Origin of the sequence: Parapedobacter deserti (assembly GCF_042646065.1) — a bacterium.
GTDB classification, from domain to species: Bacteria; Bacteroidota; Bacteroidia; order Sphingobacteriales; family Sphingobacteriaceae; genus Parapedobacter; species Parapedobacter deserti.
This window is the reverse complement of the sequence record NZ_JBHRTA010000009.1, coordinates 191,840-215,706: the sequence shown is the minus strand read 5'-3', so window position 1 is coordinate 215,706 and position 23,867 is coordinate 191,840. Positions and strand designations below refer to the sequence as shown.

At 49.8% G+C, this 23,867-nt stretch carries 18 protein-coding genes; 4 read left to right on the top strand and 14 right to left on the bottom strand.

What is annotated here, in order from left to right; genetic code table 11:
- Window positions 1-19: 19 nt before the first annotated feature.
- From ACFOET_RS04355 to ACFOET_RS04310, 10 genes are all read right to left on the bottom strand, one after another.
- Entirely contained in the window at window positions 20-3,250 is a 3,231-nt protein-coding gene (locus ACFOET_RS04355) for a SusC/RagA family TonB-linked outer membrane protein (RefSeq protein WP_379019950.1), read from the bottom strand.
- A gap of 12 nt (window positions 3,251-3,262) precedes the next feature.
- The gene (locus tag ACFOET_RS04350) at window positions 3,263-5,206 is read right to left on the bottom strand and encodes a fasciclin domain-containing protein (protein ID WP_379019948.1); all 1,944 of its coding nucleotides are present in this window, start codon (window positions 5,204-5,206) and stop codon (window positions 3,263-3,265) included.
- Between the two features lie 36 nt (window positions 5,207-5,242).
- Window positions 5,243-6,886 (bottom strand): exo-alpha-sialidase, encoded by a 1,644-nt coding sequence (locus tag ACFOET_RS04345; protein ID WP_379019946.1) that lies wholly within the window; start codon window positions 6,884-6,886, stop codon window positions 5,243-5,245.
- A gap of 38 nt (window positions 6,887-6,924) precedes the next feature.
- On the bottom strand, window positions 6,925-8,436 hold the full coding sequence (locus ACFOET_RS04340; RefSeq protein WP_379019944.1) for a LamG-like jellyroll fold domain-containing protein: 1,512 nt from the start codon (window positions 8,434-8,436) through the stop codon (window positions 6,925-6,927).
- 294 nt (window positions 8,437-8,730) lie between these two features.
- Window positions 8,731-9,966 carry a sialidase family protein gene (locus ACFOET_RS04335; RefSeq protein ID WP_379019942.1) on the bottom strand — a complete coding sequence of 412 codons (1,236 nt, stop codon included), beginning with the start codon at window positions 9,964-9,966 and terminating at the stop codon, window positions 8,731-8,733.
- A gap of 27 nt (window positions 9,967-9,993) precedes the next feature.
- Entirely contained in the window at window positions 9,994-11,436 is a 1,443-nt protein-coding gene (locus ACFOET_RS04330) for a sulfatase (protein ID WP_379019940.1), read from the bottom strand.
- Window positions 11,433-12,908: a sulfatase gene (locus ACFOET_RS04325; protein ID WP_379019938.1), complete on the bottom strand. Its 1,476-nt coding sequence runs from the start codon at window positions 12,906-12,908 to the stop codon at window positions 11,433-11,435. Before ACFOET_RS04325 ends, ACFOET_RS04330 begins: the two co-directional genes overlap by 4 nt.
- 294 nt (window positions 12,909-13,202) lie before the next feature.
- On the bottom strand, window positions 13,203-13,907 hold the full coding sequence (locus ACFOET_RS04320) for a FadR/GntR family transcriptional regulator (RefSeq protein ID WP_379019936.1): 705 nt from the start codon (window positions 13,905-13,907) through the stop codon (window positions 13,203-13,205).
- 71 nt (window positions 13,908-13,978) lie between these two features.
- Entirely contained in the window at window positions 13,979-14,743 is a 765-nt protein-coding gene (locus ACFOET_RS04315; protein WP_379019934.1) for an SDR family NAD(P)-dependent oxidoreductase, read from the bottom strand.
- Window positions 14,744-14,788: 45 nt separating this feature from the next.
- Window positions 14,789-16,504, bottom strand: coding sequence for an IlvD/Edd family dehydratase (locus ACFOET_RS04310; protein WP_379019932.1), 1,716 nt, complete (start codon window positions 16,502-16,504; stop codon window positions 14,789-14,791).
- A gap of 150 nt (window positions 16,505-16,654) precedes the next feature.
- Between ACFOET_RS04310 and ACFOET_RS04305 the strand changes: the two genes are divergently transcribed.
- The 4 genes from ACFOET_RS04305 to ACFOET_RS04290 all read left to right on the top strand — a co-directional run bounded on the left by ACFOET_RS04305 (window position 16,655) and on the right by ACFOET_RS04290 (window position 20,514).
- Window positions 16,655-17,665: a DHH family phosphoesterase gene (locus ACFOET_RS04305; RefSeq protein ID WP_379019930.1), complete on the top strand. Its 1,011-nt coding sequence runs from the start codon at window positions 16,655-16,657 to the stop codon at window positions 17,663-17,665.
- A gap of 19 nt (window positions 17,666-17,684) precedes the next feature.
- Window positions 17,685-18,653 (top strand): FKBP-type peptidyl-prolyl cis-trans isomerase, encoded by a 969-nt coding sequence (locus ACFOET_RS04300; RefSeq protein ID WP_379019928.1) that lies wholly within the window; start codon window positions 17,685-17,687, stop codon window positions 18,651-18,653.
- Window positions 18,654-18,730: 77 nt separating this feature from the next.
- Complete coding sequence (locus tag ACFOET_RS04295) at window positions 18,731-19,501, top strand: TatD family hydrolase (protein WP_379019926.1); 771 nt, start codon at window positions 18,731-18,733, stop codon at window positions 19,499-19,501.
- Window positions 19,498-20,514, top strand: coding sequence for an asparaginase (locus tag ACFOET_RS04290; RefSeq protein ID WP_379019924.1), 1,017 nt, complete (start codon window positions 19,498-19,500; stop codon window positions 20,512-20,514). Before ACFOET_RS04295 ends, ACFOET_RS04290 begins: the two co-directional genes overlap by 4 nt.
- A 10-nt stretch (window positions 20,515-20,524) precedes the next feature.
- On the opposite strand, the gene ACFOET_RS04285 is transcribed toward ACFOET_RS04290, so the two are convergent.
- From ACFOET_RS04285 to ACFOET_RS04270, 4 genes are all read right to left on the bottom strand, one after another.
- Window positions 20,525-21,787 carry a bifunctional folylpolyglutamate synthase/dihydrofolate synthase gene (locus ACFOET_RS04285; RefSeq protein WP_379019922.1) on the bottom strand — a complete coding sequence of 421 codons (1,263 nt, stop codon included), beginning with the start codon at window positions 21,785-21,787 and terminating at the stop codon, window positions 20,525-20,527.
- A 44-nt stretch (window positions 21,788-21,831) separates the two neighbouring features.
- Window positions 21,832-22,653, bottom strand: a complete 822-nt coding sequence (locus ACFOET_RS04280; protein WP_379019920.1) for an energy transducer TonB — start codon at window positions 22,651-22,653, stop codon at window positions 21,832-21,834.
- 71 nt (window positions 22,654-22,724) lie between these two features.
- The gene (locus tag ACFOET_RS04275) at window positions 22,725-23,132 is read right to left on the bottom strand and encodes an ExbD/TolR family protein (RefSeq protein WP_379019918.1); all 408 of its coding nucleotides are present in this window, start codon (window positions 23,130-23,132) and stop codon (window positions 22,725-22,727) included.
- Between the two features lie 11 nt (window positions 23,133-23,143).
- Window positions 23,144-23,842, bottom strand: a complete 699-nt coding sequence (locus ACFOET_RS04270) for a MotA/TolQ/ExbB proton channel family protein (protein WP_379019916.1) — start codon at window positions 23,840-23,842, stop codon at window positions 23,144-23,146.
- Window positions 23,843-23,867: the final 25 nt, after the last annotated feature.

Sequence of the window (23,867 nt, the reverse complement as noted above, 5' to 3'; positions counted from 1 at the left end):
TTTCTTTTTTTACTAAATGTTAAAAAGTAGCCCGCAGCCCCAAGGTATATTGCCTTGCTGGCGCCGTGGTTGCATTGTCAATTCCAAACAAGAGCACACCGCCGGTGATCGGCACTTCCGGATCCAACCCTAAGTAATTTGTCCATGTATATAAGTTATACCCTGTAACAAACACGCTGAGCTGCTGCATGCCCAACTTCAACCGGTCAGTAAATGTCTTACCCGCATTATACGTGAGCGACACTGTTTTGAGACGTAGATAGGAGCCGTCTTCCACCCAGCGGGACGAAGCTACTCGATTCCACGCATTGTCCGGCTGTGCACGTGGTATATCGGTGATGTCGCCCTGTCTACGCCAGCGCGCCATGATCGACCGCGACTGGTTGTGCGAGTAGGACATTTGTTCCATCCGGATGCGTGTACCGTTAATCACATCGTTGCCATATTGGTATTGGAAGTTGACGGCTAGCGTCCAGTCCCGATAGTTCAGTGTATTGTTCCAGCCGCCGAAGAAAAGTGGGTTCGCATCGCCGATCTGGACACGATCCAGTTCGTTGATGATCCCATCGCCATTGATATCCTCGTAGATCATGTCGCCGCCCCTGAACCGATGTCCGGTATTCGATCCATAGCGCATGTACTTTGGTGTAATACCATCCGCTTCAAAGACGACGTTCCCATCTGGACCGCGCAATATAGCATCGGCATCCGATGCATAAACCCCAAGTGCGCGGAAGGCATAAAAACCACCGATCACATCCCCTTCTTGCAGTTTCGAGGCAAACCCATTGCTGGTCGCCGAAAACGCATCGGCATTGAATTGGTCTGGCAAGCGTAACAGTACGTTTCTGTTTGTGGCGATGTTAAAAAATGACTTCCACCGCACACTTTTTTTGCCTCCTTTCAGTACTACGGCTGTAATGCCCAATTCCCAACCGCTGTTTCGTACCGTTCCGAAATTGGTGTGTTGTGTTTGATATCCCAAAGTCGTCGACAACCGTTCCTGCAGCAGTAGGTCTGTTGTCGTCCGGGAGTAAAAATCCAGCTGCCCGGACAAGCGATTATCAAACAAGCTCCAGTCCAGCCCCATATTATATTCCGTCGTCCTTTCCTCCCGGATGTTGTCATTGGCAAACTTTGTCGGAATGATGTAGTTTTCACCCATATACCCGATAGCCGAGCCATAAGCTACGTCATACAGATTCAGCACATTGGGCAGGTTTCCCGTGATGCCAAAAGCAAAACGCGGCTTGATCGCGTTGGCCCACTCGGCGCCTTCCAAAAACGGTTCTTTTGTCAGCTCCCATGCCGCCCCGATAGCCGGGAAAATCGAATAGGGGTTAGCGTCGCCGTATCTGGAATCACCCTCAGTTTTGCCCGTCACGGTGAGGAAATACCGATCCATCAACGCATAATGCCCTTGCAGAAACATACCGAGGTACTTTCGTGTATTGTAGGAGCCGTGTGCGTCGCTGATGACTGCCGACGCATCCGCGGCGCGAAGTCGCGGCGATCCGCCGTTGAAATACGATACCGCCATCGAGTTGTCGCGATCCAGATTGAAATTCATTACACCCGTAACGGTGAGTCGGTGGTTTTCCTCCCGAACAGCCGACCACACCAGCCGGTTGTTATTGTTAATCATGAGCTGGTACCCCTCCGTCTGTCGGCCGGCATTATATAGTTCCTCTCCTGGAATTGCATCTGTAGCGTACCCCGGCAGGAAGTACTCGTCGGCAGACTCCCGGAAATCGGCCGCCAATTGGGTTCGAAACTCCAGATTGTCCAGTATCCGGTAATCCACTGCTGTGGAGGCCATGAACCGATTGGCTCGGGTTAGATATGTAGAATAGTCGATCAACGCCAGCGGATTATAACGGGAATGGGCAGATAAACCGATATTCCGATCTATGAAGTAATTCAGCCCATTACGCGAATAGATCGGGAAATAAGCCGGCGTTTCCCGGGAAAACAAAATGGGGTTCATCGCCTGGTCACCGTCAGTGATCGGGTGGTTCTGCCCTCGTTTGTCGGTCAGGGAATTGGTGTAGGTGAGGTCGGCCGAAACCTTCAACTTGTCCGAAACCGTATAGTTCAGGTTGAACCGTGTATTGAACCGGTCGTATCCGGTACCCTTTGTAGTTCCGTATTGATTGGTATAGCCAAGGCCCCAAAAGTAATTGATGCGTTCACCACCACCACTCAGCGCCGTATTGTACTGCTGGTACATACCTTTCCGGTTGATTGCCTGTACCCAGTCTGTATTGTTATTAAAAACCCAGGCATCGGCACGGGCCAGATCGCCACGAAGCTGCTGAAACCCGGTACCGTCATCGGCACCACCCGTTGCCCGCTCGATGTGATAGATCCGCTGCTCATCGCCGGTCAGCATCGGGATGGTGCCCGGCACTTCGGTCATCGTAAAGCGCGAGTTGAACGTAAACTGCGGTTTCCCTCGCTTTCCCCGCTTGGTCTTAATGACAATCACCCCGTTGGCACCACGGGAACCATATAAAGCTGTAGCTGATGCATCTTTTAGAATGTCAATCGATTCGATATCCGAAGGGTCCAAGTCACCAATGGGACTGAACCCGAAGTCGGTAATACTTTCCACTTGATAGTTGCTCCCGATGACCTCTGCCCCATCGACGATCCACAACGGGTCGTTGATACCGGAAATACTGGAAATCCCCCGGATGCGGATAGAAGCCGAAGCCCCCGGATCACCACTGGCAGCAACCACCTGTAGCCCGGGTGCCATACCCTGCAGCAGCTGATCGACCGATGCTACCGGCATATTCTCCACGCCAGTCAGGTCCACGGATGCAATAGAACTCGACAACTCCCGTCGGTCGATCGTTAAAAACCCCAGATCGGCCGGCGCTTCTCGCTGCCCTGATATTTCCACTTCTTGCAGTTGCTGGCTTTCCGCTACAAGTGTCACTTCAAGCGTTTGATTTTTAATTGTCTGTAGCAGAAAATCCCGGCTTTGATAGCCCACATTAGAGAACCGGATTTTTACAGCATCGGGATGCTGGGACAGTTCGAAAATTCCCTGATCGTTCGTCTTCCCCCCTTTCAGGATCAGGTTGTTGGCATTCACTAGCGTTACTGAAACATCCGACAGAGGATTGCGCGTACTCCCATCGTAAACCCTGCCCCGGAGCATCTCCTGTGCAAACGACATGTTCAATAAGCCAAGAAGTACGGCGGCCGAAGAGATCAGTTTCTTGTGGATCGTAATCTTCATTTAATCAAAGGTTTAGAACAATTGGTTAATTTTATGAAACACTCCGTTTGTGCCTTGTACATTGTCCGGACTCACCAGTATCGTTGTTCCATCTCCATCGCGAATACTGAAGGTTTCCCAAGCCCCATTGACCCACACAGGTCTCCCGTTTCGATTTGATAATTGCCCTGTAAAGACGCCATCAGCAAATACATAACGGCTTGGAACGATGTACCGATTGACCCATTGAATTAAGTCGGCCTCTGAAAGGTCGTCGAGATCGATACCAGACGCTTCAATAGCGGCATTGGTCGGTGCGAAGACTGTATAGATAAAAAAGCCCGATAGTGACAACTCCGCAGCGACGCTTCCTGCCCGGTTGACCGCAGCAACAAAACGGGAAAGTTCCGGTTCAGCGGTCAATTTTGCATAAAGCGACTGCTCCGCATCCTGCCGATCCAGCGGTGTAAGGAAGCCATCGATTTCGAAGATCGCCCCATTGCTGCGCTCCCAAACCGGATCATCAGACAACAACGCTACTGAGTGACCAGTATGGTCGTAAAGCCGGCCACCCTGGTATAAGATGTAGCCAAACTCAGTCGGGTAAAAACGCCGCCGGAATCCGCCATCTTCCCGTACGTCCAAGTTCAGTACACCTGTCCGGCATTCGCGGTAACGGTATTCCCGATCCTCAGCCAGCATATCCGCTGCCAGCGGAAATCCCCATACATCATCTGGCTGCACCAACAAAGTCACCGGTGGATGCTGGAATGACAGGCCATCGGTCAATCCCGCATTGAGGTTGGTCCGCTCAAACATCCAGTACCACTGGCTGTAGGTTTTGTGCTTCATATAAATTCCGCCTTCTACACTGTTCAAATCAGCCGATTCAATCAGCACGTTGGTTTTGTAAATCACGCTGTTACTGGCCGGAACCGATCCGGTAATCACATTAGCAATATCCGGTGCCAGATAAACATAAGCTCTTGCTTCCCGCAACCCATTATCTTCCTTGCTCACTAGATCGCTCTTTAAGTAGTAGTTGGGAAGCTGAGCAGTCCGGATCAACGATGCCATGACCCGCTTCGGTACAGAATCGATGGTGTTGTCCAGTTCCGGTAGATACGGTTCGAAATAGTTCAAAATCGCCTCATTGGTGGGCACCAGCATAGTAGTCTGTACGTTTTCGTCCGCAAGGTTCCGCCCGGTTTCATATGTTTTATACAAAGTTGTATCAACCCAGCCAAACTCGTCCCGTTCGCCCAATACATACGCAGCGTGCCGCTCCTGCCAACTACTGAACAGGGAGGTCTCTGGATCATTAGCTAATGCGATGTCGGTGCGCGGTAACACCCCCAGCGGTGTTTCCAGCACATGGATCACCCCATTCGTTGCTCCAATGTCCCGGTCAGTCTCCGAAATACGGGCACCTTCCACCATAAACCCAGGTTCACCCCCGCCGTACATGTCCAAATAATCGGCCTCCTGATACTGGAAAAAATACGGCGTATAGAACCGGATCACTTTCCCAGGAAAATTGCCTTCTGTCCGGGCACGGTATCGGGTTGCACGGCTCTTTGCGACAGCCGTTGAGGCCGACAGGTAACGCTGTTCTATATCGTACTGGTAATACATGCCGCTGATAAAGTGGTAATTGATGAACATCCGAAGCATTTCATCCGGCGCAGCATCCACCGAGGCATACCCCAAGCTAGCGAAATAAGCAGACACCTGGTCGTCCGGGGGTGCCAAGCACGTGTATATCGCCGCTTCTCCCAACGTCTTCCGTAGCCCCAACCGGTCGATCATCCCGACAAAAGCCGAAAAACGTCCATCCTCTTCCAGCACCTCAATAATATTTTTATCGATCGCGCTCTTCGGATTATAATACTCCGTGATATTCTTAGCACAGCCGCCCAATAAAAGGGAAGTGGCCACGCTAATCAGAAGACCGAATAAACGTTGATGTGTCATCATAATTCATATGCTAATGGTTAATAAGTTGGCAGGTGGTCAACGCGGATATTCACTGATGTCTATCCGCTGGAAGACCAAATCTGCCTGGCTGCTCTCATACAAGATACCAATACGGCGGTCGTCCACGGTCGTCAAGCAGGAATATCCCCGGCTTCGGCCTTCATCAAGCAATATCCATTGACTTTCCGGCCAGGTATTTCCATCATCGTAACTGATCTTGATCGTCATATCCTTCCTGAATTCCTTATCGTTCGGATTGGAAAACACCAGCATGGCCCGGCGGCCGTCGTTGTCTCCGTATTTATAAAGGCTAGCCATACAAACTGGCTCAGGAAGTGCGTTGAACGACGACGGATGCTCCGTCCACGAATTGCCTAAATCGTCGGTTACAGCGACTGCCCTTCCGTTATCGTCGCCCAATCGACCTTTGTTCCGGCCGGATCGCATATTGAGCATCAGCCGCCCATCGCTGAGCTGCGCCACGGCACACTCCGTTGTACCGGAATAGGCTGGGTTACTGGTCTTCCAGGTCTCACCCCCATCGGTGCTGTAGGTGATGTTCGAAAACGACCTTCCGCTTCCATCCCTCCCCTGTGTTGGAAACACCAACGTTCCATCGGTCATTGTAATACCGTTTCCCGGCGCAGGCGCCCACAGCCACCACGCTTCTTTTTTGCACATACGGGTCAGATTCACGGGCTCACTCCAGGATTTCCCATCGTCCGTACTCTTCACGATCAAAAACTGCGAGGTTTGCCGTTCACTATACCCAGGTTGGGAAGCCTTGTTCCGCCATTGGTGGTTCCAATCGTCACTGTCTTCAGTTAACCCTTCCACCCATTTTCCATCTTCATTGATCACCCCATGCATCCATAAACCGGCGATGAAAATGGCGTCCGAGTTTTTGTCTACCAAAATGCACGCATCGGATACGCCGTTAAACTTTTCAGGCAATCCGCCGCATTCACCCATATCCATCGCTATCTGTAAGGGTTCCCATGTCTGTCCGTTGTCGGTGCTCCGGTGCAACCCGATATCCATATGTCCTTGTAGGTCTCTGCCGCTCTCGCGTCGAGCATCAAATATAGCTAACAGCGTTCCGCTGTTTGTTCGGGCTAATCCAGGTATCCGAGATGTATGTACGCTGTCTTGCCAATGCTTCCGCACAGCAACCCCTACGCGTTGCCTCACTGGATTGACCACAGGCGCTACCGGCACAGTACGACCATCAATCGTCAGCGACACCGCCTGCGCCGAAACCACATGATCCAGATTGGTCTCATCCGCAAGTTCGTAGGAGACCCACAGGTAATTATCCCCTGGCTGCAACACTTGGTGCCCTTCCATCCGCATTTCGCTCGCCCCCTTGGCAGGTGTCCCGAACAAAGGCCTTTTGACGGCATACATCGATCCCGCAGCAGAATCAGTCCGATAGTAAAATATCCGCGCCGTTTTGATATCCGCTACATCAGTGGTTCCCTTAGCCGTTAATTCCAATGCTTCCAGCATTGCCCGGGCTGGCACTGTAACCCGGATCCTCAACACTGGATTATCCGCTTTATTAATGAGTGCCGGTACTTGATACTGATGCTGCTCAATTACCGGTTGTTCACCGGTTGCATATGCCGTACCAACTATCCCTAGAAAGAATATAACAAAAAAATTGCGTAACAGGTTCATCTTGTATTATTTAGCTATTTGTCCCATTTATCACGTCGTTATCGCAGATCAAACAATTGGTTGACTTCCGCTTCACTCAGCGCCCGACCGTAGACCAACAAATCGTCGAGCAGTCCGTTGAAATGATTCGAAAAGCTGCCACCGCCACTGGTTTCCTGCGCGCCGATCTTGAATGGTTGTTCGCTCGAAACATTCCGTGGCGCAGGAGCCGTTCCCTCACGTACCAATACACCATCAATGTATACCCGGGATACTCGTCCTTCCCGTACACATACCACCTGACGCCAAACACCATCTGTCACGCCATCACTGATATTCAATATCGTACCACCGCTAGCGTCCTCCACAGCGAACCGGATTTTCCGATCCGCTGTGTTATCCCCAAGACGCAACCATGTTTGGTTGTCGCCTCCAGCGTTTGCACCACTTTCAGCCCAAACCATCATCCGGTCGGCGCTTTCGGTATTTATCCAGCATGCAATGGTAAAATCACCGGTTCCGAAGTTGAATCCGGCATGATCCGGCACCAGAAGAAGGCTGTTGCCATCAAAACGGGCCGCCGTACCTCCACCGATCCGGCCCTCATTTTCGAAAACCACCTGGCCAATTACCGATGGGTGGATTGCCGATGGCCCTGCGTCAGCCCCCGAGCCATCCATGGGATAATATGCGACCAATCCGCTGTTCGGCACCACCAATATATGGCCTTCCACCGTTTTGGTATCGGTTCCGATCTCATCGTATGCCTCTAACGTTACCGTATACCGGCCGGGTGTCTGATAGACTACCGTTGGGTTAACCTCCGTGGAGGTAGCCGGAGTACCACCATCAAACGTCCAACGCAAACCAGAAACATCTCCTATACTGACACTTTCAAACGCAACCGAACCGCCGGCAACCACACCGGAAACGACCGATGTAAAATCAGCTTGCGGCGGATTGGCACTCAGCACCGTAACGAATCCCTCTTTAGTGATCATATCTTGCCCTTCCGGGTGAGATACCGTCAACTTCACGGAGTAGATTCCAGCACGATCAAAAGTCAGCTCCGGATGCTGTTCTGTCGACGTGACCGTCGTTCCATTTGCGGCATATATTTCCCATTGCCAAGACTCCGGGAGGCCTGCCGAAAGATCGGTGAACTGCACCGGATCCCCCACTTTCACGGTGGTCATATCGGCCGAGAAATCGGCCACCAACTCCCGATAGCCCACGGTAACGAAGTCCGGGATAGTGATTGTTGAAATTTTGCCGTCACGCCTGACTTCCAATGTCACGGAAAATGTTCCAATAGTGTCATAGATAACCATCGGACTGTGCACGATCGCCGTTCCGGGATTTCCGCCCTCAAACAACCACCGCCATTGCGAAGGTAACCCCTCTGAAACGTCTTTAAAGCGAACGGTATCGCCCAATTTGACCTCTTGGACATCAGCTTCAAAAGCGGCTCCCAGGGGTGCATCCTGCAGCAACGCATCATCCGTAGCGCACGATAGGTTCAGCAGAACCAGCAGAAAGCTACAAATAATTGCAGTGTAACGGTTTATCATATTCAGGAATTTTAAATCTGGCTAATTCAATACGTCGAGATGTTCGTAAAAAAAACTGTTGACGATCCGACTTTTGAGTTAAAACGTTCATAATTGGCTTTAGTTCTTATGTAGAACATATATGCAAATATAGACAGATTAGGAATTGGATGCAAATTAAATTATACTTTTCCGCCAAACCACTCGTTCGTTACTCCTAAAGCCATTTTAAGCCGCTTTTGCTTTTCACACGCTTCACTTTCATTCCTATGACGAAGCTTTGCAGGGTTGACCATTGGAATTAAATTAAACGATTTAGATCGCGCCTTTGTCAGAAGAACTAAACTCACTCAATGAAATCACTTTAAAGGCGATACCCTCGGACCAACGTCGCTTTCCTCCTTCAAAAACCAAAGCAATAAAATCGCCTTCTAACTTTACCATATCTGAATAGGCCGACGGGCCGTTGTAAACCAAATAACTTTTGTTCCACGATTTATCCTCGTTATCGTTAAGCTTAATAGTTAATTTTTCCCGGTATTCACTGGCGGGATTTGCAAATAGTAAGTTGAACTTCCCCTTTGATTTAAAAGACAACAAACTTCCTTGACACTTAGAATCGACCAATGAGTGGTCCGCTTCCGGCGTGCTCCAGGTCTCGCCACCGTCATCGCTAATCGCGTAATATCGTACAAACGCATGCCGGTAGCGAATATTTAGCATTAAATCCCCACCTGCTAACTCTGCTACTGTACATTCCCCGCCACCTTGTAAATCAGCTGGCTTGCCAGCATGCCATGTTTTCCCATCGTCATCAGAAAAAATCACATGAGCATAACTCGCTTTTCCGTCCCCTTTTTTGGTAAAATAGCTTGGCACTATTAGCCGTCCCTTTTTTTTGCCTGTTGTAAGCTGGATTCCATGTACAGGTCCTGTGCCATACCAATCCCATTTTTCGCTTTTTACCTGCCCTGTTACTTCAGTGGGTTCTGACCAGTTGCCCCCTTCGTCTTCAGAGCATGTATAATAAACCCTCCGTGTATCGTTACTTGTTCCTTTTGCCATTGCTATTCGTTTATCGTTTCCGTGATTCCATGACATCATTAAGTGAATTTTACCTGACTTGGCATCTACAATCGGCACAGGGTTACCACAGGTATTGGCACCATCATCCCAAATAACCGTCATTTCACTCCATGTCTTGCCATTATCAGTGGAACTTTTCATGACCAGGTCAATATCACCAGAATCACCATTACTCCGCTGCTTTCTAGCTTCGGCGAAAACCAATAATTTACCAGATTGTGTTTTTACAATAGTTGGAATTCGATACAATTGATACCCAAAAGTATGGTCTTGAAAAATATAATTCAAAGAAGAAACATTACGTGTCTTATTGCTTGAATCACAAACGCTATTAACCAATGGATGGATCAGCCTATGTTTGGCTTCGACCAGGAAAACACCTCCTTGAAAAGCAACTAATAAAAGGAACACAGTTAGGGTTCTTATGCTGCGGAAAAATTCAAGACCCGGAGTATACATATTCATAACGTTTAAATAATGTGACTGTACTGGTTATTTTTTATACCGTCCCTTCCGGTATTGCTCAATCCATGCCGCCAGTCGATTTTCTACCGTTCTGGACGACACCTTATCCGCTACGTTCCTCGTCTCTAAGTTATTGTCGTTGAGACGGTACAATTCGCGCTCCACCACCAAATCTGTTTCGAGGTCGTACCAACACGTATATCTCCATCCTTTAACGCGCACCGAGTATCCCATGTGCGTGGCTCTCTCGCTGTTGTGGATGGCTGCATAAGGTCGTACGAACTGGCTGAAAGCGGGGTGCCCCCAATCCACACGTGGATTGTCAAGCAAGGGCCGCAAACTGGTGCCCGCCAGCGTAGTGGTCGCCTGGATACCACACAGGTCGCTGAGAGTCGGGTAAATATCCACACTTTCCACCATTGCGTCGGTGCTGCCACCATTGCTGCGCATACCCGGTGCCGACAGGATGAGCGGCACCCGTACATCCAGCTCGAAGTTAGTCGATTTGCACCACAGCGCTTGCTCGCCCAAGTGGTATCCGTGATCACCCCAGAGCACGATAATGGTATTGTTAGCCATCCCCAGTTCTTCCAACCGATCCATTACCTTTCCGATCTGCGCATCGACATAGCTGATACAGGCGTAATAGCCATGTATGAGCTCCTGTTCTTGTTCAGGAGTAATCTCCCCTTCATCCGGCACATCGGCATAACCACGTAACTCTTGCCATTGATGGAACGCCAATTCCGGACTACCTATCGGCCGATCCCGCTGTGCGACTGCAAACATGGTTCGCTCATAGCGCTTCCAATATGTTTCGGGAGCACAAAACGGGGCATGTGGCTTCATGAATCCTACCGCCAGAAAGAATGGCGTATCCGTGGCGGCCGCCTTTTCCATGAGTAAAATCGCATCCTCAGCGATCTGCCCATCAGCATAGGCGATATCCGGCACATCAGCACGTTCTGTGGCGTCTCTTTTTCCGCCGTTCTCACTCCGATTCTTGGGAAGGACGTATGTATTGCCTGAAAACGGTGACACTTCCAAGGTCCAGGAGACAGAGTCAAGTGTTCGTTTGGAATTATGGAAAACCTTTCCCACGCTCGCCGTGAAGTAGCCCTGATTTTTAAACGCCTGGGGAAGCGTTACCACATGGGGGTTCCCATCCCGGAAATGCGTTCGCAGATCGTATACACCCGTTTCATCCGGCCGCAACCCGGAGAGCATCGATGTACGCGACGGACTGCAAACTGCTTGTTGACAATACGCATTCTCAAACAACATACCTTGGGCAGCCAACCGATCGATATGGGGTGTCTGCGCCCACTGGTCGCCGTAGCACCCCAGGTTCGGCCGTAGATCATCTACCAGAAAGAAAAGGACGTTTTTGCGTTGATCTTGTTGCGCTCTAGCTTCCGGAGCCCACAACAGCCAGCACAGTGTCCAAAATATACAAATTGCTGTTTTCATCGCGAAGTCGCCGAATAATCCGGATTTACCTCCGGTAATTGCACACCGCTTTCATTTCGCCACGCTTCCAGCATCGCAAGGAGAGATTTCACCAATCCTTTGTTTTCCGATGCTACGTTGCGCGATTCCGCCATATCGGTTTTCAGATCATACAATTCCACTGATCCGTCTTCCAGCGACTCAATGAGCTTCCAGTCACGGTACCGGATCATGCTAAGCGGGCGGGAACCGTTCGGATGGTTTGGCCCGACATAGTTCGGAAAATGCCAGTAAAGGGCTTCCCTGGAAGGCAGATCCCCGCCATTGAATATTGGTTTGAGACTGAGTCCGTCGACGTGCTGCTCGGGAATCAACGGCAATCCTGCCATATCCAAAATCGTCGGATACAGGTCGGTTGTAATTGAAGGCGTTTCTGAAATCATTGGCCGATCCGTCACGCCCGGCCAGCGGATAATAAGCGGTACACGGATCCCTCCTTCATAAAAGTTGCCTTTATTGCCGCGGAACGGATAATTCGAGGTCTGTTTGCCGAACCCTCCATTATCCGACGTGAAAACAATAATTGTATTGTCCATCAACTCAAGTTCCTTTAATTTCCCCACGATCGCTCCCATACTCGCATCGACGCTCTCGATCATCGCGGCGTAGGCCGGTTCTACATGTCCTTTTAATGAGTCCGGCTCCTTCTGTTCATACTTTGCTTGCACTTCCTTCTTTGCATGAATAGGCGTGTGCACAGCATAGTGGCTCAAATAAAGAAAAAACGACCGGTCGCGGTTGCGCTCGACGAAATCAACGGCTTCTGCCGTCAGCCGATCGGTCAGATACTCACCCGGCCGTCCGTCGGGAAGCGTATGCCACTCTTCCCAGGGAAAGTCGGCCGCCATGCGCCATTTACCTTTATATGGATAAAAGTAGGACCCAGTATGCCCACGATGATTGCCACCGATATTTACGTCGAAGCCCTGATACTCTGGATAGTAGGCCGGATCGCGACATACGTGCCATTTACCGATGCTTGCCGTCACATAGCCATTCCTTTTCAATGCCTCAGCTATCGTCACTTCCTCTAAGGGAAGGTTCATCACATAGTCGGCGTCTTTCAGTGGCGTACCTCGCCCCCCTTCAATGCGTTTGTAACCTTGGATAGGTATCGCATGGGTAATATGCAGCCGCGCCGGGTTTTTTCCAGTGAGCAGACTGGCCCGCGTCGGTGAACAAAGTGTACTGCTGGCATAGGCTTGCGTAAACCGCATACCTGATGCAGCTAACCGATCGATATGTGGTGTTTCATAATAACTACTGCCATAGCAGCCTACATCGCTGTATCCTAGGTCGTCTACCAAAAAAACTATGACGTTTGGTTTCTGAAGGGTCTGCCCTTTGCATACGCAACCGCCCCACAACATCAACATCCCGCTCAGCAAGGCAATAACCGGATAAGGCTTGTCATGTCTTGTCCGTATCGGCATCCCTAAAGTCGTTTCTATATTACTTTGGATCATATTCGGCATAATTGGTAATCATTAGCAACTGATCAACTCAGCTCTAATATGTAGAACATATTGACAAAAATAAGCGTTTTGTCTCTAAACTTCCAAATGTTTTTGAAGATTTTTAGGTGTTTCCAGTAAACGGCTGTCGTTATCCGCTGCGCATAAGTGCCTACTTAAACGACCAAACCAGATTAGCCGAAATAAGGGAAAGAGACAAGGCTCCCTGACAAGTAGTCGCCATGGCAAATCATTTAATCGAATCGGAAATTACTATTTGCTCACCCGCTCGAAATGCGGGTTCAGGTGCTCCTTCATTCCTTGGCGGAAATCATCTGGCCCACCTTTTTTAAGAAGTTCCAGTAGGTCCCGGTGGGTCACTTTTCCTACCTTGGCCTCCCCGTTTATTTTGGCTTCTTCGCTAACCACATATTCGAATACAGGCAGTAGCATGTTTTGGAAGCGCGTGAATGTTTCGTTTCCAGTCATCTGATAAAGTTTACTGTGAAAAGCTATTTCGTATTTGACCTTAAACGGCTTTTGCACCTTATTCACTTCTTTACTCACAATCTGTTCCAGTTCCTTCAGGTCTTTGTCGGTCATCCTTGCGTAAAGCAGGTCTGCGAGGCCCATTTCCAATACCAACCTCAATTCGAACAGGTCCTTTAGCGTTTTTTGATCAAGAATGAGCGGATCCAAGACACGCTCAAATCCCCCAAGAATATCCGGTTCGGCAAGAACCATGCCCCGCTTCTTCTTGGTTTCAATCATTCCCAGCATACGTAGCCTGCTCAGCGCTTCACGGACCACATTCCGACTCACATCCAGCGCCTCGGCCAACTCCAGTTCTTTAGGCAATGCATCACCGGGTTTAAACGCCTTTTTTTTGAGGTATTCCCTAAGCTTAGTCTCCACCACATCTGCCATGGTAGAAGGGGCTATTTTCTCGATATCTTTACTTAAACTCTTGCTTACCATTTTATACTTGAACGTGCGATAGGCAAAAATGCGTTTTTTTTTTGCGATTATGTAGGACAAAATAAATAATATCAATAAGGAGATGGACTCACCGATGTCCACCCCCCGTCAACAATAAGCGTCTGTCCGGTAATGTGACGGGCCTGATCGCTGACTAAAAACAGCATCGCCGCCGCAATATCGCCTACCATCGCCGGGCGTCCCACGGGTGTGATGGCGGACCATGTTGTTTCGTATTGTTTATCTCCTACCGTCCTTTCCGTTAGCGTAGCGCCTGGGGCCACCGCATTGACATTGATACCAAAAGGGGACAATTCAACCACGAGGTGTCTCGCCAACATCTCCAATGCTGCTTTGGACATGCCATAGGCAGCAAGGTTCTTATGGGCTTGATGCCCCGTCACGGAGGAGGTGAATAATATAGACCCGCCTTTCCCTTGTTGGATCAGTCGCTTAGCCGCCTCTTGCGCCAAGAAAAAAGATCCGCCGAGATTGATCTCCATTACTTTATAAAATGATTCGGGCGGATACTCCAGAAATTCACCAAATAGGGTGATGCCCGCGTTTGCGATAACAATATCCAATGTCCCTGTCTCAGTCACGGCTTTCCCGACGACGTCCCTGATGAAGGCCAAGTCACCCGAATCGCCCGGACAGGCAATGCAGCGACCTACCGCTTGCACATTTTTTGCAGCTTCTTCAGCCAACCGGGTGTCCACATCATTGAGTAATACCGTTGCGCCTGCTAACGCTAACCGCCTGCATACTTCGAAGCCGATTCCCTGCCCGGCACCGGTTACAATCGCCGTTTTACCGCTGAATATATCTGAATCCACCGCAGTTACTTTATATGTGTTTAGACTTATCTGTGTTTGGAACTATCAATGCGAATCGCGGGAAACTGCACTTCCAGAACCGCCTTTTAGAAAGTCGAAATCTGCACCCAAGTGGGCTTGCTCCACGTGTTCCGTATATAGTTTGACATACCCTCTTGTGAAACTCACGGTTTGCCTGGTCATCAGCCCCCTCCGCCGGTTCAGTTCCGCATCGTCTACCAGCAGTTGCAACTTACGATTGGGAACGTCCAGCTCGATTTCGTCCCCATCTTTCACCAGCCCCAATACGCCTCCCTCGGCGGCCTCCGGCGACACGTGTAACACGACTGTCCCGAATCCTGTGCCGCTCATCCGCCCATCGGAGATACGAACCATATCGGTGATCCCCTTTTCCAGCAGTTTCCTCGGCAAGCCCATGTTTCCCACTTCAGGCATACCGGGATAACCTTTAGGACCGACATTCTTCAAGACTAATACGCATGACTCATCGACATCCAGATCCGGATCATCTATACGCCGCTTATAATCTTCGATATCTTCAAACACGACTGCCCTGCCCGTATGGCGCATCAATGCGGGACTGGCAGCCGATGGTTTCAGTACCGCACCTGCCTCACATAGGTTGCCCTTCAGGACGACAATCCCCGAAATTGGGTTAAACGGTTGGTCCAGGTCCGCAATCACCGCCCTATTCAGGCTTATTTTTTCATGAATGTTCTCGCCGACCGTTTTTCCGTTTGCCGTGACACAGTCTACATGGAGGCGTGAGCTAATCGAATGCATTACCGCTGGCAAGCCACCGGCGTAATACAGATCTTCCATAAAGTACTCACCCGAGGGCTGCAAGTTGGCGACCAAAGGAATATCTTTAGACAGCGAGTCGAAGTCATCCACTGAAAGCTGTACGCCGATTCTCCCGGCAATGGCAAGCAGGTGGATTATGAAATTGGTTGACCCACCAATAGCCGCATTTACCCGGATGGCATTTTCAAAGGCTTGTTGTGTGAGGATCGATGACAGCCTGATGTCATCACGGACCATTTCAACAATACGCCGCCCCGAGAGCTGTGCAATTACCTTACGGTTTGCGTCCGCTGCGGGTATTGCTGCATTGCCCGGCAACGAAAGTCCGAGCGACTCCACCATACAAGCCATGGAAGAAGCCGTACCCATCACGGCGCAATGACCCCGGCTCCGGCACATGCCCATTTCGGCCAAATTCAATGCTTCCTCTGTCATGATACCTGTCCGTACATCTTCAGAAAACCGCCAAAGGTCGCTTGTGCCAATATTCCTTCCATTGAATTTACCGGTTAGCATCGGTCCTCCAGACACGACAATTGTCGGCAGGTCTACGCTGCATGCCCCCATTACCAAAGACGGTGTGGTCTTATCACAGCCGCACAGCAACACCACGCCATCAACTGGATTAGCACGGATCGACTCCTCAACATCCATGCTTGCCAGGTTTCTGAAGAGCATGGCTGTAGGCTTCATTAAGGTTTCTCCGAGTGACATTACCGGGAATTCAAGCGGAAAACCGCCTGCTTCAAGAACACCCCGTTTGACTGACTCGGCCAGCTCCCGGAAATGCGCATTGCACGGGGTAAGCTCGGACCAGGTGTTGCAGATACCGATGACCGGTTTTCCCCGGAACTCATCATCTGGTATACCCTGGTTTTTCATCCAGGCGCGGTAAATAAATCCGTCTTTGCCTGTCCTGCCGAACCATTCTTGGCTTCTCAATGTTCTTGTTGACATTCGGAAATAGTTAGTTAACAACCAAAGCTATAAAAAATTGTGGTGCTTTTAACTGTTTCGAATGACTACAAGAAAAAATTCGGTTTTCATCTTCCAAAAAATTCGGTAATCGAATTTTTTGTAGTAGGTTTGCACACTTTTAGCAGTTGAATGTTTACACCGGAAGCGCTTAAGAAGGAACTGGCCAAACCGAAGCAAATAGTTGTCACTACGCACCATAAACCTGACGGGGATGCATTGGGGTCATCGTTGGCAATCTACCATTGGCTGAAAGCCAAAGGCCATACTGTACACGTCATTGTGCCTTCGGATTTCCCATTCTTTCTGGATTGGATGCCCGGACGGGACGCTGTTTTGGTATATACGGCAGACCAGGCGGCGAACGACACCTTGATTGCCAAGGCAGACCTGATTTTTTGCCTGGATTTTAACTGGTTGACCCGCACTCATGCAATGGAGGATGCGCTAAAAAAAGCAGCCGGAACCAAAATCATGATTGATCACCACCTGGAGCCTGAAGGGTTTGATGACTTCCGCCACTGGGATAGCCAAGCAGCCGCCTCGGCACAGCTTGTTTATGACTTTATCACTAATGTCATGGATGATCACCAGGCCATTACCGCGGAAATTGCCAGCTGCCTGTATACCGGGATCATGACGGATACGGGGTCTTTCCGGTTCCAGGCCACTACTCCCGCCGTACACCTTATCGCCGCTGACCTCATTACGCTTGGGGCTATAAACTGGGAAATACACGAGTCGGTTTACAACAGCTTTACGGAGAACCGTTTGAAATTTCTTGGTTTTTGCTTATTGAACAGGCTCGAAGTGATCGCCGAATACCGAACTGCTCTGTTTTACATTTCCCGCCAAGACCTTGTCCGGTTTCAGGTTGGGACCGGCGACACCGAGGGATTGGTGAACTATGCGCTGGCCATCAGTGGCATGAAGCTTGCCGCATTGATCATAGACCGCACCGAACTCGTGAAACTCTCACTGCGATCTACCGGTGATTTCCCATGCAACGAGGTGTGCAAAAAATATTTCAACGGCGGAGGGCACCGCAATGCAGCAGGGGGAAATTCCAACGAACCGCTGGAAAACGTCGTAAAGAAGTTTAAATCGATATTACCGGAGTATAAAGCACTTTTAATAGCATAAATTAATCACATAGAGAAAGATGAAGAAATCAATTTTTAGTTTAGGATTTGCAGCCGTGGTGCTGACCAGCGCATGCCAGCAATTCGAAGCAGGCGAAGGGGGGTTGCAATACAAAATCGTTAAAGATAACGGGCAGCCGAAAGCACAGGCGGGTGACCTACTGTCCCTTAATATGACGGTCACCACCGACCGAGATTCGCTGCTTACCAGTACGTACAAAATCGGACTACCGCAGATCGTTAATATTGCAGCTGATACAATACCAGGAATGTATGCGGGCGACTACAACTCCATGTTTAAAATGCTCGGAGAAGGCGACAGCGCCATTTTCAAGCTTAACCTGGATACCATGGCGGCTAAGACCATGCAGCCGAAACCGGATTTTGCGGACAAACACCTGATATTTAATATTAAGGTAAACAAGCATTTCAAAAAAGGCGAATTGACTGATAGCGCATTGTATGCGGAAGTGAACACCTATTTCGACGGTGAGATCGAAAAGCTGAAAGCCTCTGAAGAGGGCAAAATCAACGACTTTATTCAAAAGAATAAACTGGAGCCTAAGAAAACAGCTTCCGGGCTGCAGTACGTCATTACTGAAGAGGGTAGCGGAGAGAAACCGGAAGCGGGTGATACCGTTCAGGTAAATTATACTGGCGCGCTTATCGCTTCCGGCGACGTATTTGACACTTCTATCAAAGAAGTGGCGGAAAAGAACAAAATTTACAACGCCATGCGCCCGTATGAACCTGCAAAGTTCGCTATCGGGGTACGCCAGGTTATCCCTGGATGGGACGAAGGTCTGCTTTTGCTACCCAAAGGCACCAAAGCCAAGTTGATTATTCCATCCCAATTGGGGTACGGCGAACGCGGCGACGGACGGGGTGTGATCCCTCCTTTTGCTCCATTGGTCTTTGATGTGGAGCTGATCGATATCCTCAAACCCGACGCTCAGGACACGACAGCTCAGGGCAATTCCGGAAACTAACATATAGGAACGCCCTCCGTACGGAGGGCGTTCGTGTTTTAGGTCTACGTGTAATTTTCAAAATGCCTGCTTGCGACATGAAATTAACCGATACGCATACTCATCTTTACTACGCGTATGGCACACCGGAATTGGATATCCAAATGCAACGTTGCTTCGCCAATGGGGTGCAAAAGCTACTTTTGCCTAACGTGAATAGCAAGTCTATCTCGCAGGTATTTGGTACGGTAGCCGCCTATCCGGATCACTGCTACGCAATGATGGGGTTGCACCCCTGCGATGTAAAGGCCGACTACCGTGACGAGCTGGCTATCATTGAAGAGGCTATTTCCGAAAACCATATCTACGGAATCGGTGAAATCGGAATCGATCTACATTGGGATAAGACTACCTTATCGTTGCAGCAGGAAGCTTTCCGGATACAAACAGGCTGGGCAAAGACGCTCGGAATACCCGTCTCTATCCATTGCCGCAACGCGTTTGACGAACTTTTTCAGCTGCTCGATGAAGTGCAGGACGGCAGGCTTACCGGCGTGTTACATTGCTTTACCGGAAACAGTGAACAAGCTAAACGAGCGATCGATCTCGGCTTATCCCTCGGCATAGGCGGCGTTGTGACGTACAAAAATGCGGGTCTTGACACCGTAGCGGCAGCTCTTGACTTGAACCACATCGTACTGGAAACCGATGCGCCGTACCTTACCCCAGCGCCCTACCGGGGCAAAAAGAATGAGAGCAGCTACCTATTGTATATTGCGCAAAAAATTGCAGATTTGCATGGTGTGGATGTAGATACCGTTGCGGCGGCCACCACCGAAAACGCCGAGCGGATTTTTGGAGTAAGATGAACAAAATTTTCGTAATCTATACGGGGGGGACCATCGGAATGGTCAAAGATGAAAACAACGGCACATTTATTCCGTTTAACTTTGATTTGATTGCTAAGAACATTCCCGAACTCGCGCGGCTCAACTATAAACTGAGTGTCCATACCTTTACCCCTATCATCGATTCTTCCAATATGCAGCCTTCGGTATGGATAGAAATGGCTAACATCATCAAGGAAAATTACGAAGATTACGACGGATTTGTGATACTCCATGGCTCCGACACAATGGCTTTTTCGGCATCCGCATTAAGTTTTATGCTCGAAGGGCTGCAGAAGCCGGTCATTTTATCCGGATCTCAATTACCCATAGGGGAAGTACGGACGGACGCACGGGAAAACCTCATTACAGCGCTTGAGTTAGCATCCGCAAAAAAAAGGGGAAAGTCGCTCATCCACGAAGTATGCATATTTTTCGACAACAAGCTCTTCCGCGGCAACCGTTCATTCAAATACAATTCGGCTAAATTCGAAGCATTCCGGTCGCCCAATTATCCAGTATTGGTGGAGGCTGGCGTTCACCTGAAATACAATACGGATGCACTGCTTGACAACAGCGAAAAGGAATTCATCCTGCACACTAAACTGGACAACTCAGTATCTGTACTGAAGCTCTACCCTGGCATCAGCCCGCAGGTAGTGCGTGCTGTTCTCCAATCCGAGGCGCGATCGGTGATTATGGAAACTTTCGGGTCGGGTAATACCACGACCGATCAGTGGTTCTTGGACCTTCTTCGGGATGCTATACGCGACGGCAAGAATATCCTTAACATATCGCAGTGTAAGGTGGGAAGCGTTGAGCTGGGGCGCTATGAAACCAGCCGTCATTTAAAGGAAATGGGAGTGCTTAGCGGGTATGATATGACTTTTGAGGCGGCGGTAACCAAACTCATGTACCTCCAAGGAGAACTTGAGAAACAAAGTGACGTGGCGTATTGGGCTGAGCAAAACATTCGGGGCGAACTAACCAACTAACGAGCGGTGCTTACGCCTTGGTTCCAAGTATCGCAAGGGCATCGGCCACGATAAACGTACTCCCTCCCACAAAAATGAGGTCCGGTATAGACGCGTGTTGCCGGGCTGCCTGAACAGCCGCTGCCACATCTGGAAAGAAGTCGCCTTTTAATCCATAACGACCTGCTATTTCCCGCAGTTCGCTTGCCGGCAAAGCGCGCGGCATAGCCACTTCACAAAAGTAATATTGTGCCCCTTCTGGCAGCAGCGGCAGCATCCGGTCTAAGTCTTTATCGCGCATCACACCGATGACCATATGAAGCACGCGATGTGGCGTTGCCGCTATATTGGCTAATATTTCGCGCCAGCCGTCCGTATTATGTCCCGTATCACAGATAATCAATGGACCGGTCGACAACGTCTGCCAACGTCCCATCAATCCGGTTAGCCCCTGCACCTGCATCAGCGCTTGTTCTACATGTGCGTTGTTTATAACAAACCCGTTGCTGCGCAGCTCATCCACAGCACTTAGCACCGTAACAAGGTTTTTCATCTGGTAAGTCCCTTTCAGATCCAGCCTGAAAGCAGACGCCGCAATTTCGTCGCGACGAATTGCCTTCAAATGCATGTAGTCCGCATCCTGTCGCACAATTTCAACCCGCCGCTGCTGGGAGGCGTAAGTAATCGTACTTCCGGTTTCGGTCGCAATGCGTTCAAAAATGCCGGTTACTTCCATCTGCCACTCACCGATCACCACCGGCACTCCAGGCTTTATGATACCGGCCTTCTCCATGGCGATTTCCTGAAGGGTATTACCTAGCATATTAGTGTGGTCGTAACCGATATTGGTGATAATTGACAGCGACGGTGTAATCACGTTGGTCGAATCGAGTCTGCCGCCAAGCCCAGTCTCAACAATGGCGATATCTACCCTTTCCGCTGCAAAATGATCAAAGGACATCACCGCAGTAACTTCAAAAAAAGAGGGTTGCACCAGTTCAATCAACTGCTCGTGCCGGCTAACGAAATCAGCAACGGCCTGTTCGGCAATCATAGCGCCGTTGACCCGGATGCGTTCCCTGAAATCCAGTAAATGTGGAGAGGTATATAAGCCGGTTTTGTATCCAGCGGCCTGCAAGATTGCTGCCAGCATATGGGAAGTAGATCCTTTGCCATTCGTGCCGGCGATATGGACGGATTTGAAGCGTTTGTGCGGGTCGCCGAGCGCTTTGCAGAGCCGCAGGGTATTGGTGAGATCTTTTTTAAACGCGGAAGCACCGTCACGCGTAAACATGGGCAGACGCGCGTATAGGTAATCAACCGCTTCCTGGTATTGCACTACTTCAACCTAAACCTAACGTGTACCACCGCTTTCTGCACCGCAGGGGCGCGTTCCAGCTCATTAAGCCGTGCCCCGCGCAGTGCCTGCTCGCACTTTTCCCAAAGGCTCCTGTCGGGCAGGGTGGTTCCTTTTACTCCGGCTCTTGCGTAAGAAACGGTGCCGTTCCGCGCAACGTGGACTTCCACTGCCACAACACCTGCCTGTTGACCATTGTCATCGATGCGGGGCGGCACCACCCAGCGCCTATTCGCGATAGAAAGCCCTTCAGTACCGAAGCCCGAGCCGCCTTCGCCATAATCCGCTGAAAGCGGATCGCCTTGTGCACTGCCTTGATTTCCGGCTTCAGCGCCCGTACCATCGCCGCGGCCCGGTGCGTTGTTGCGCTTTCCGGTGTAGAGCGCATTGGGATTGATAGCGGGCTTGCTTTCCTTCTTTTCCACTGTTGTTTCTTCGGCGTTAGCTTTTTTTGTCTCGTTGGCTACCACCGCTGGAGCGTCGTCCATGTCCTGTGTCGCAACACTGCGTTCGGTAATTTGCTGCGAAGGTATCGGCTGAGTCTCCTGTTGCGGGTCAATCCTGTCTGGACGGACATTGTTCGCGTTGGGATCCATCGACGCCTCATCCACTGTCATGTAATCATCACCCATTCCCACTTCCGCCGTACCGTAATTGACGATAATGCCCCCCGTACCGAAGTCAGGAAAAGCAGAACCGATCATGATAAAAAAGCTTAAGATCAGTAAGCCCCCCATCACGGCACTTGATATCCACAAGGCTTTGGGATAATTATTGTCTTCCTGTAAATGATAATAACTCATCGTACCTCACTGCGTTTTGTTCGTTACACTTATGATGATCTGAACACCGAAATTCCACAATCTAATTTTTATTAGTCTCTTAGCGGCTCTGTGGCCAGCACTAGTCGGATTTTCAATTTATTGGCGACATCCATCACCGAAATTACATTCTGGATCGGCACTGTGCTGTCCGCATACAGCATAATGGTCAACTCCTCACCCGGCTGTACATACGCCTGTATCGCATCCAGCAAATTGCTATATGGCACCTCTTGCTTGTCGAGGTAATATTTCAAATCCTGTGTCACAGACACGGTCACTGTTTTCTTCGCCACCGATTGTTCGCCAGCGCTCGAACGGGGTAGCAGCAACTTCACTACCTGCGGGTTAGCAACGGCAGATGCGAGCAGGAAAAACAACATTAGGAAAAACATAATGTCGTTTAGGGAGTCTGTAAACACCCTGATTTCCGATTTATTTCGTCTAGCTCTTAAGTTCATCGCTTCGGAAGTTATGACCCGGGTTCATCCAGTAAGTCTACAAATTCAATAGCATGCGTCTCAATGCGGAGGATCAACCGTTCCAACATGGTGTTCAATACATGATACCCCGCAAAAGCCAAGATACCGATGGTCAATCCAGCGGCAGAGGCTATCATTTTTACATACAATCCACCCGATACGCTGGCAATGTCAATTCCGCCGGCAGCCTCCACATCGCGGAAGATGATGATAACACCAAAAATGGTTCCAACGAAGCCGAGCATTGGTGCGATTGTGGATATAATGCTCATTAAATTGAGATTTTTTTCCAGCCGGGCGACTTCCAGCTTGCCGATATTCTCGATAGCGCCTTCGATGTCTTTAATCGGTCTGCCTATCCGCAAAAGCCCTTTCTCGAGCATCCGCCCCAGGGGGCTGTTGCTTGCCCTGCATACAGACAGCGCCGAATCAAGCCTACCTGAAAGTACACTTTGCTTGACATGTGACATCAAACTAGGGTCATATTTTGAAGCTTTCTTTATTGTCAGATACCGCTCGATGAAAATCACCAGCGTTGCAAAGAGTAACAAGGCCAACGGGACCATGATCCACCCAGCCTTGAATAGCAAACCGATGAGGCTAATTTTTTCGTTCGCGAGCTCTACCGTCTGCTGTGCCGCCCCTGCCAACGTGTCAAGCGGATAAATGGTGTCTTGTTGTAATGACATAATTAAAGATGTAATTTCTGTTATC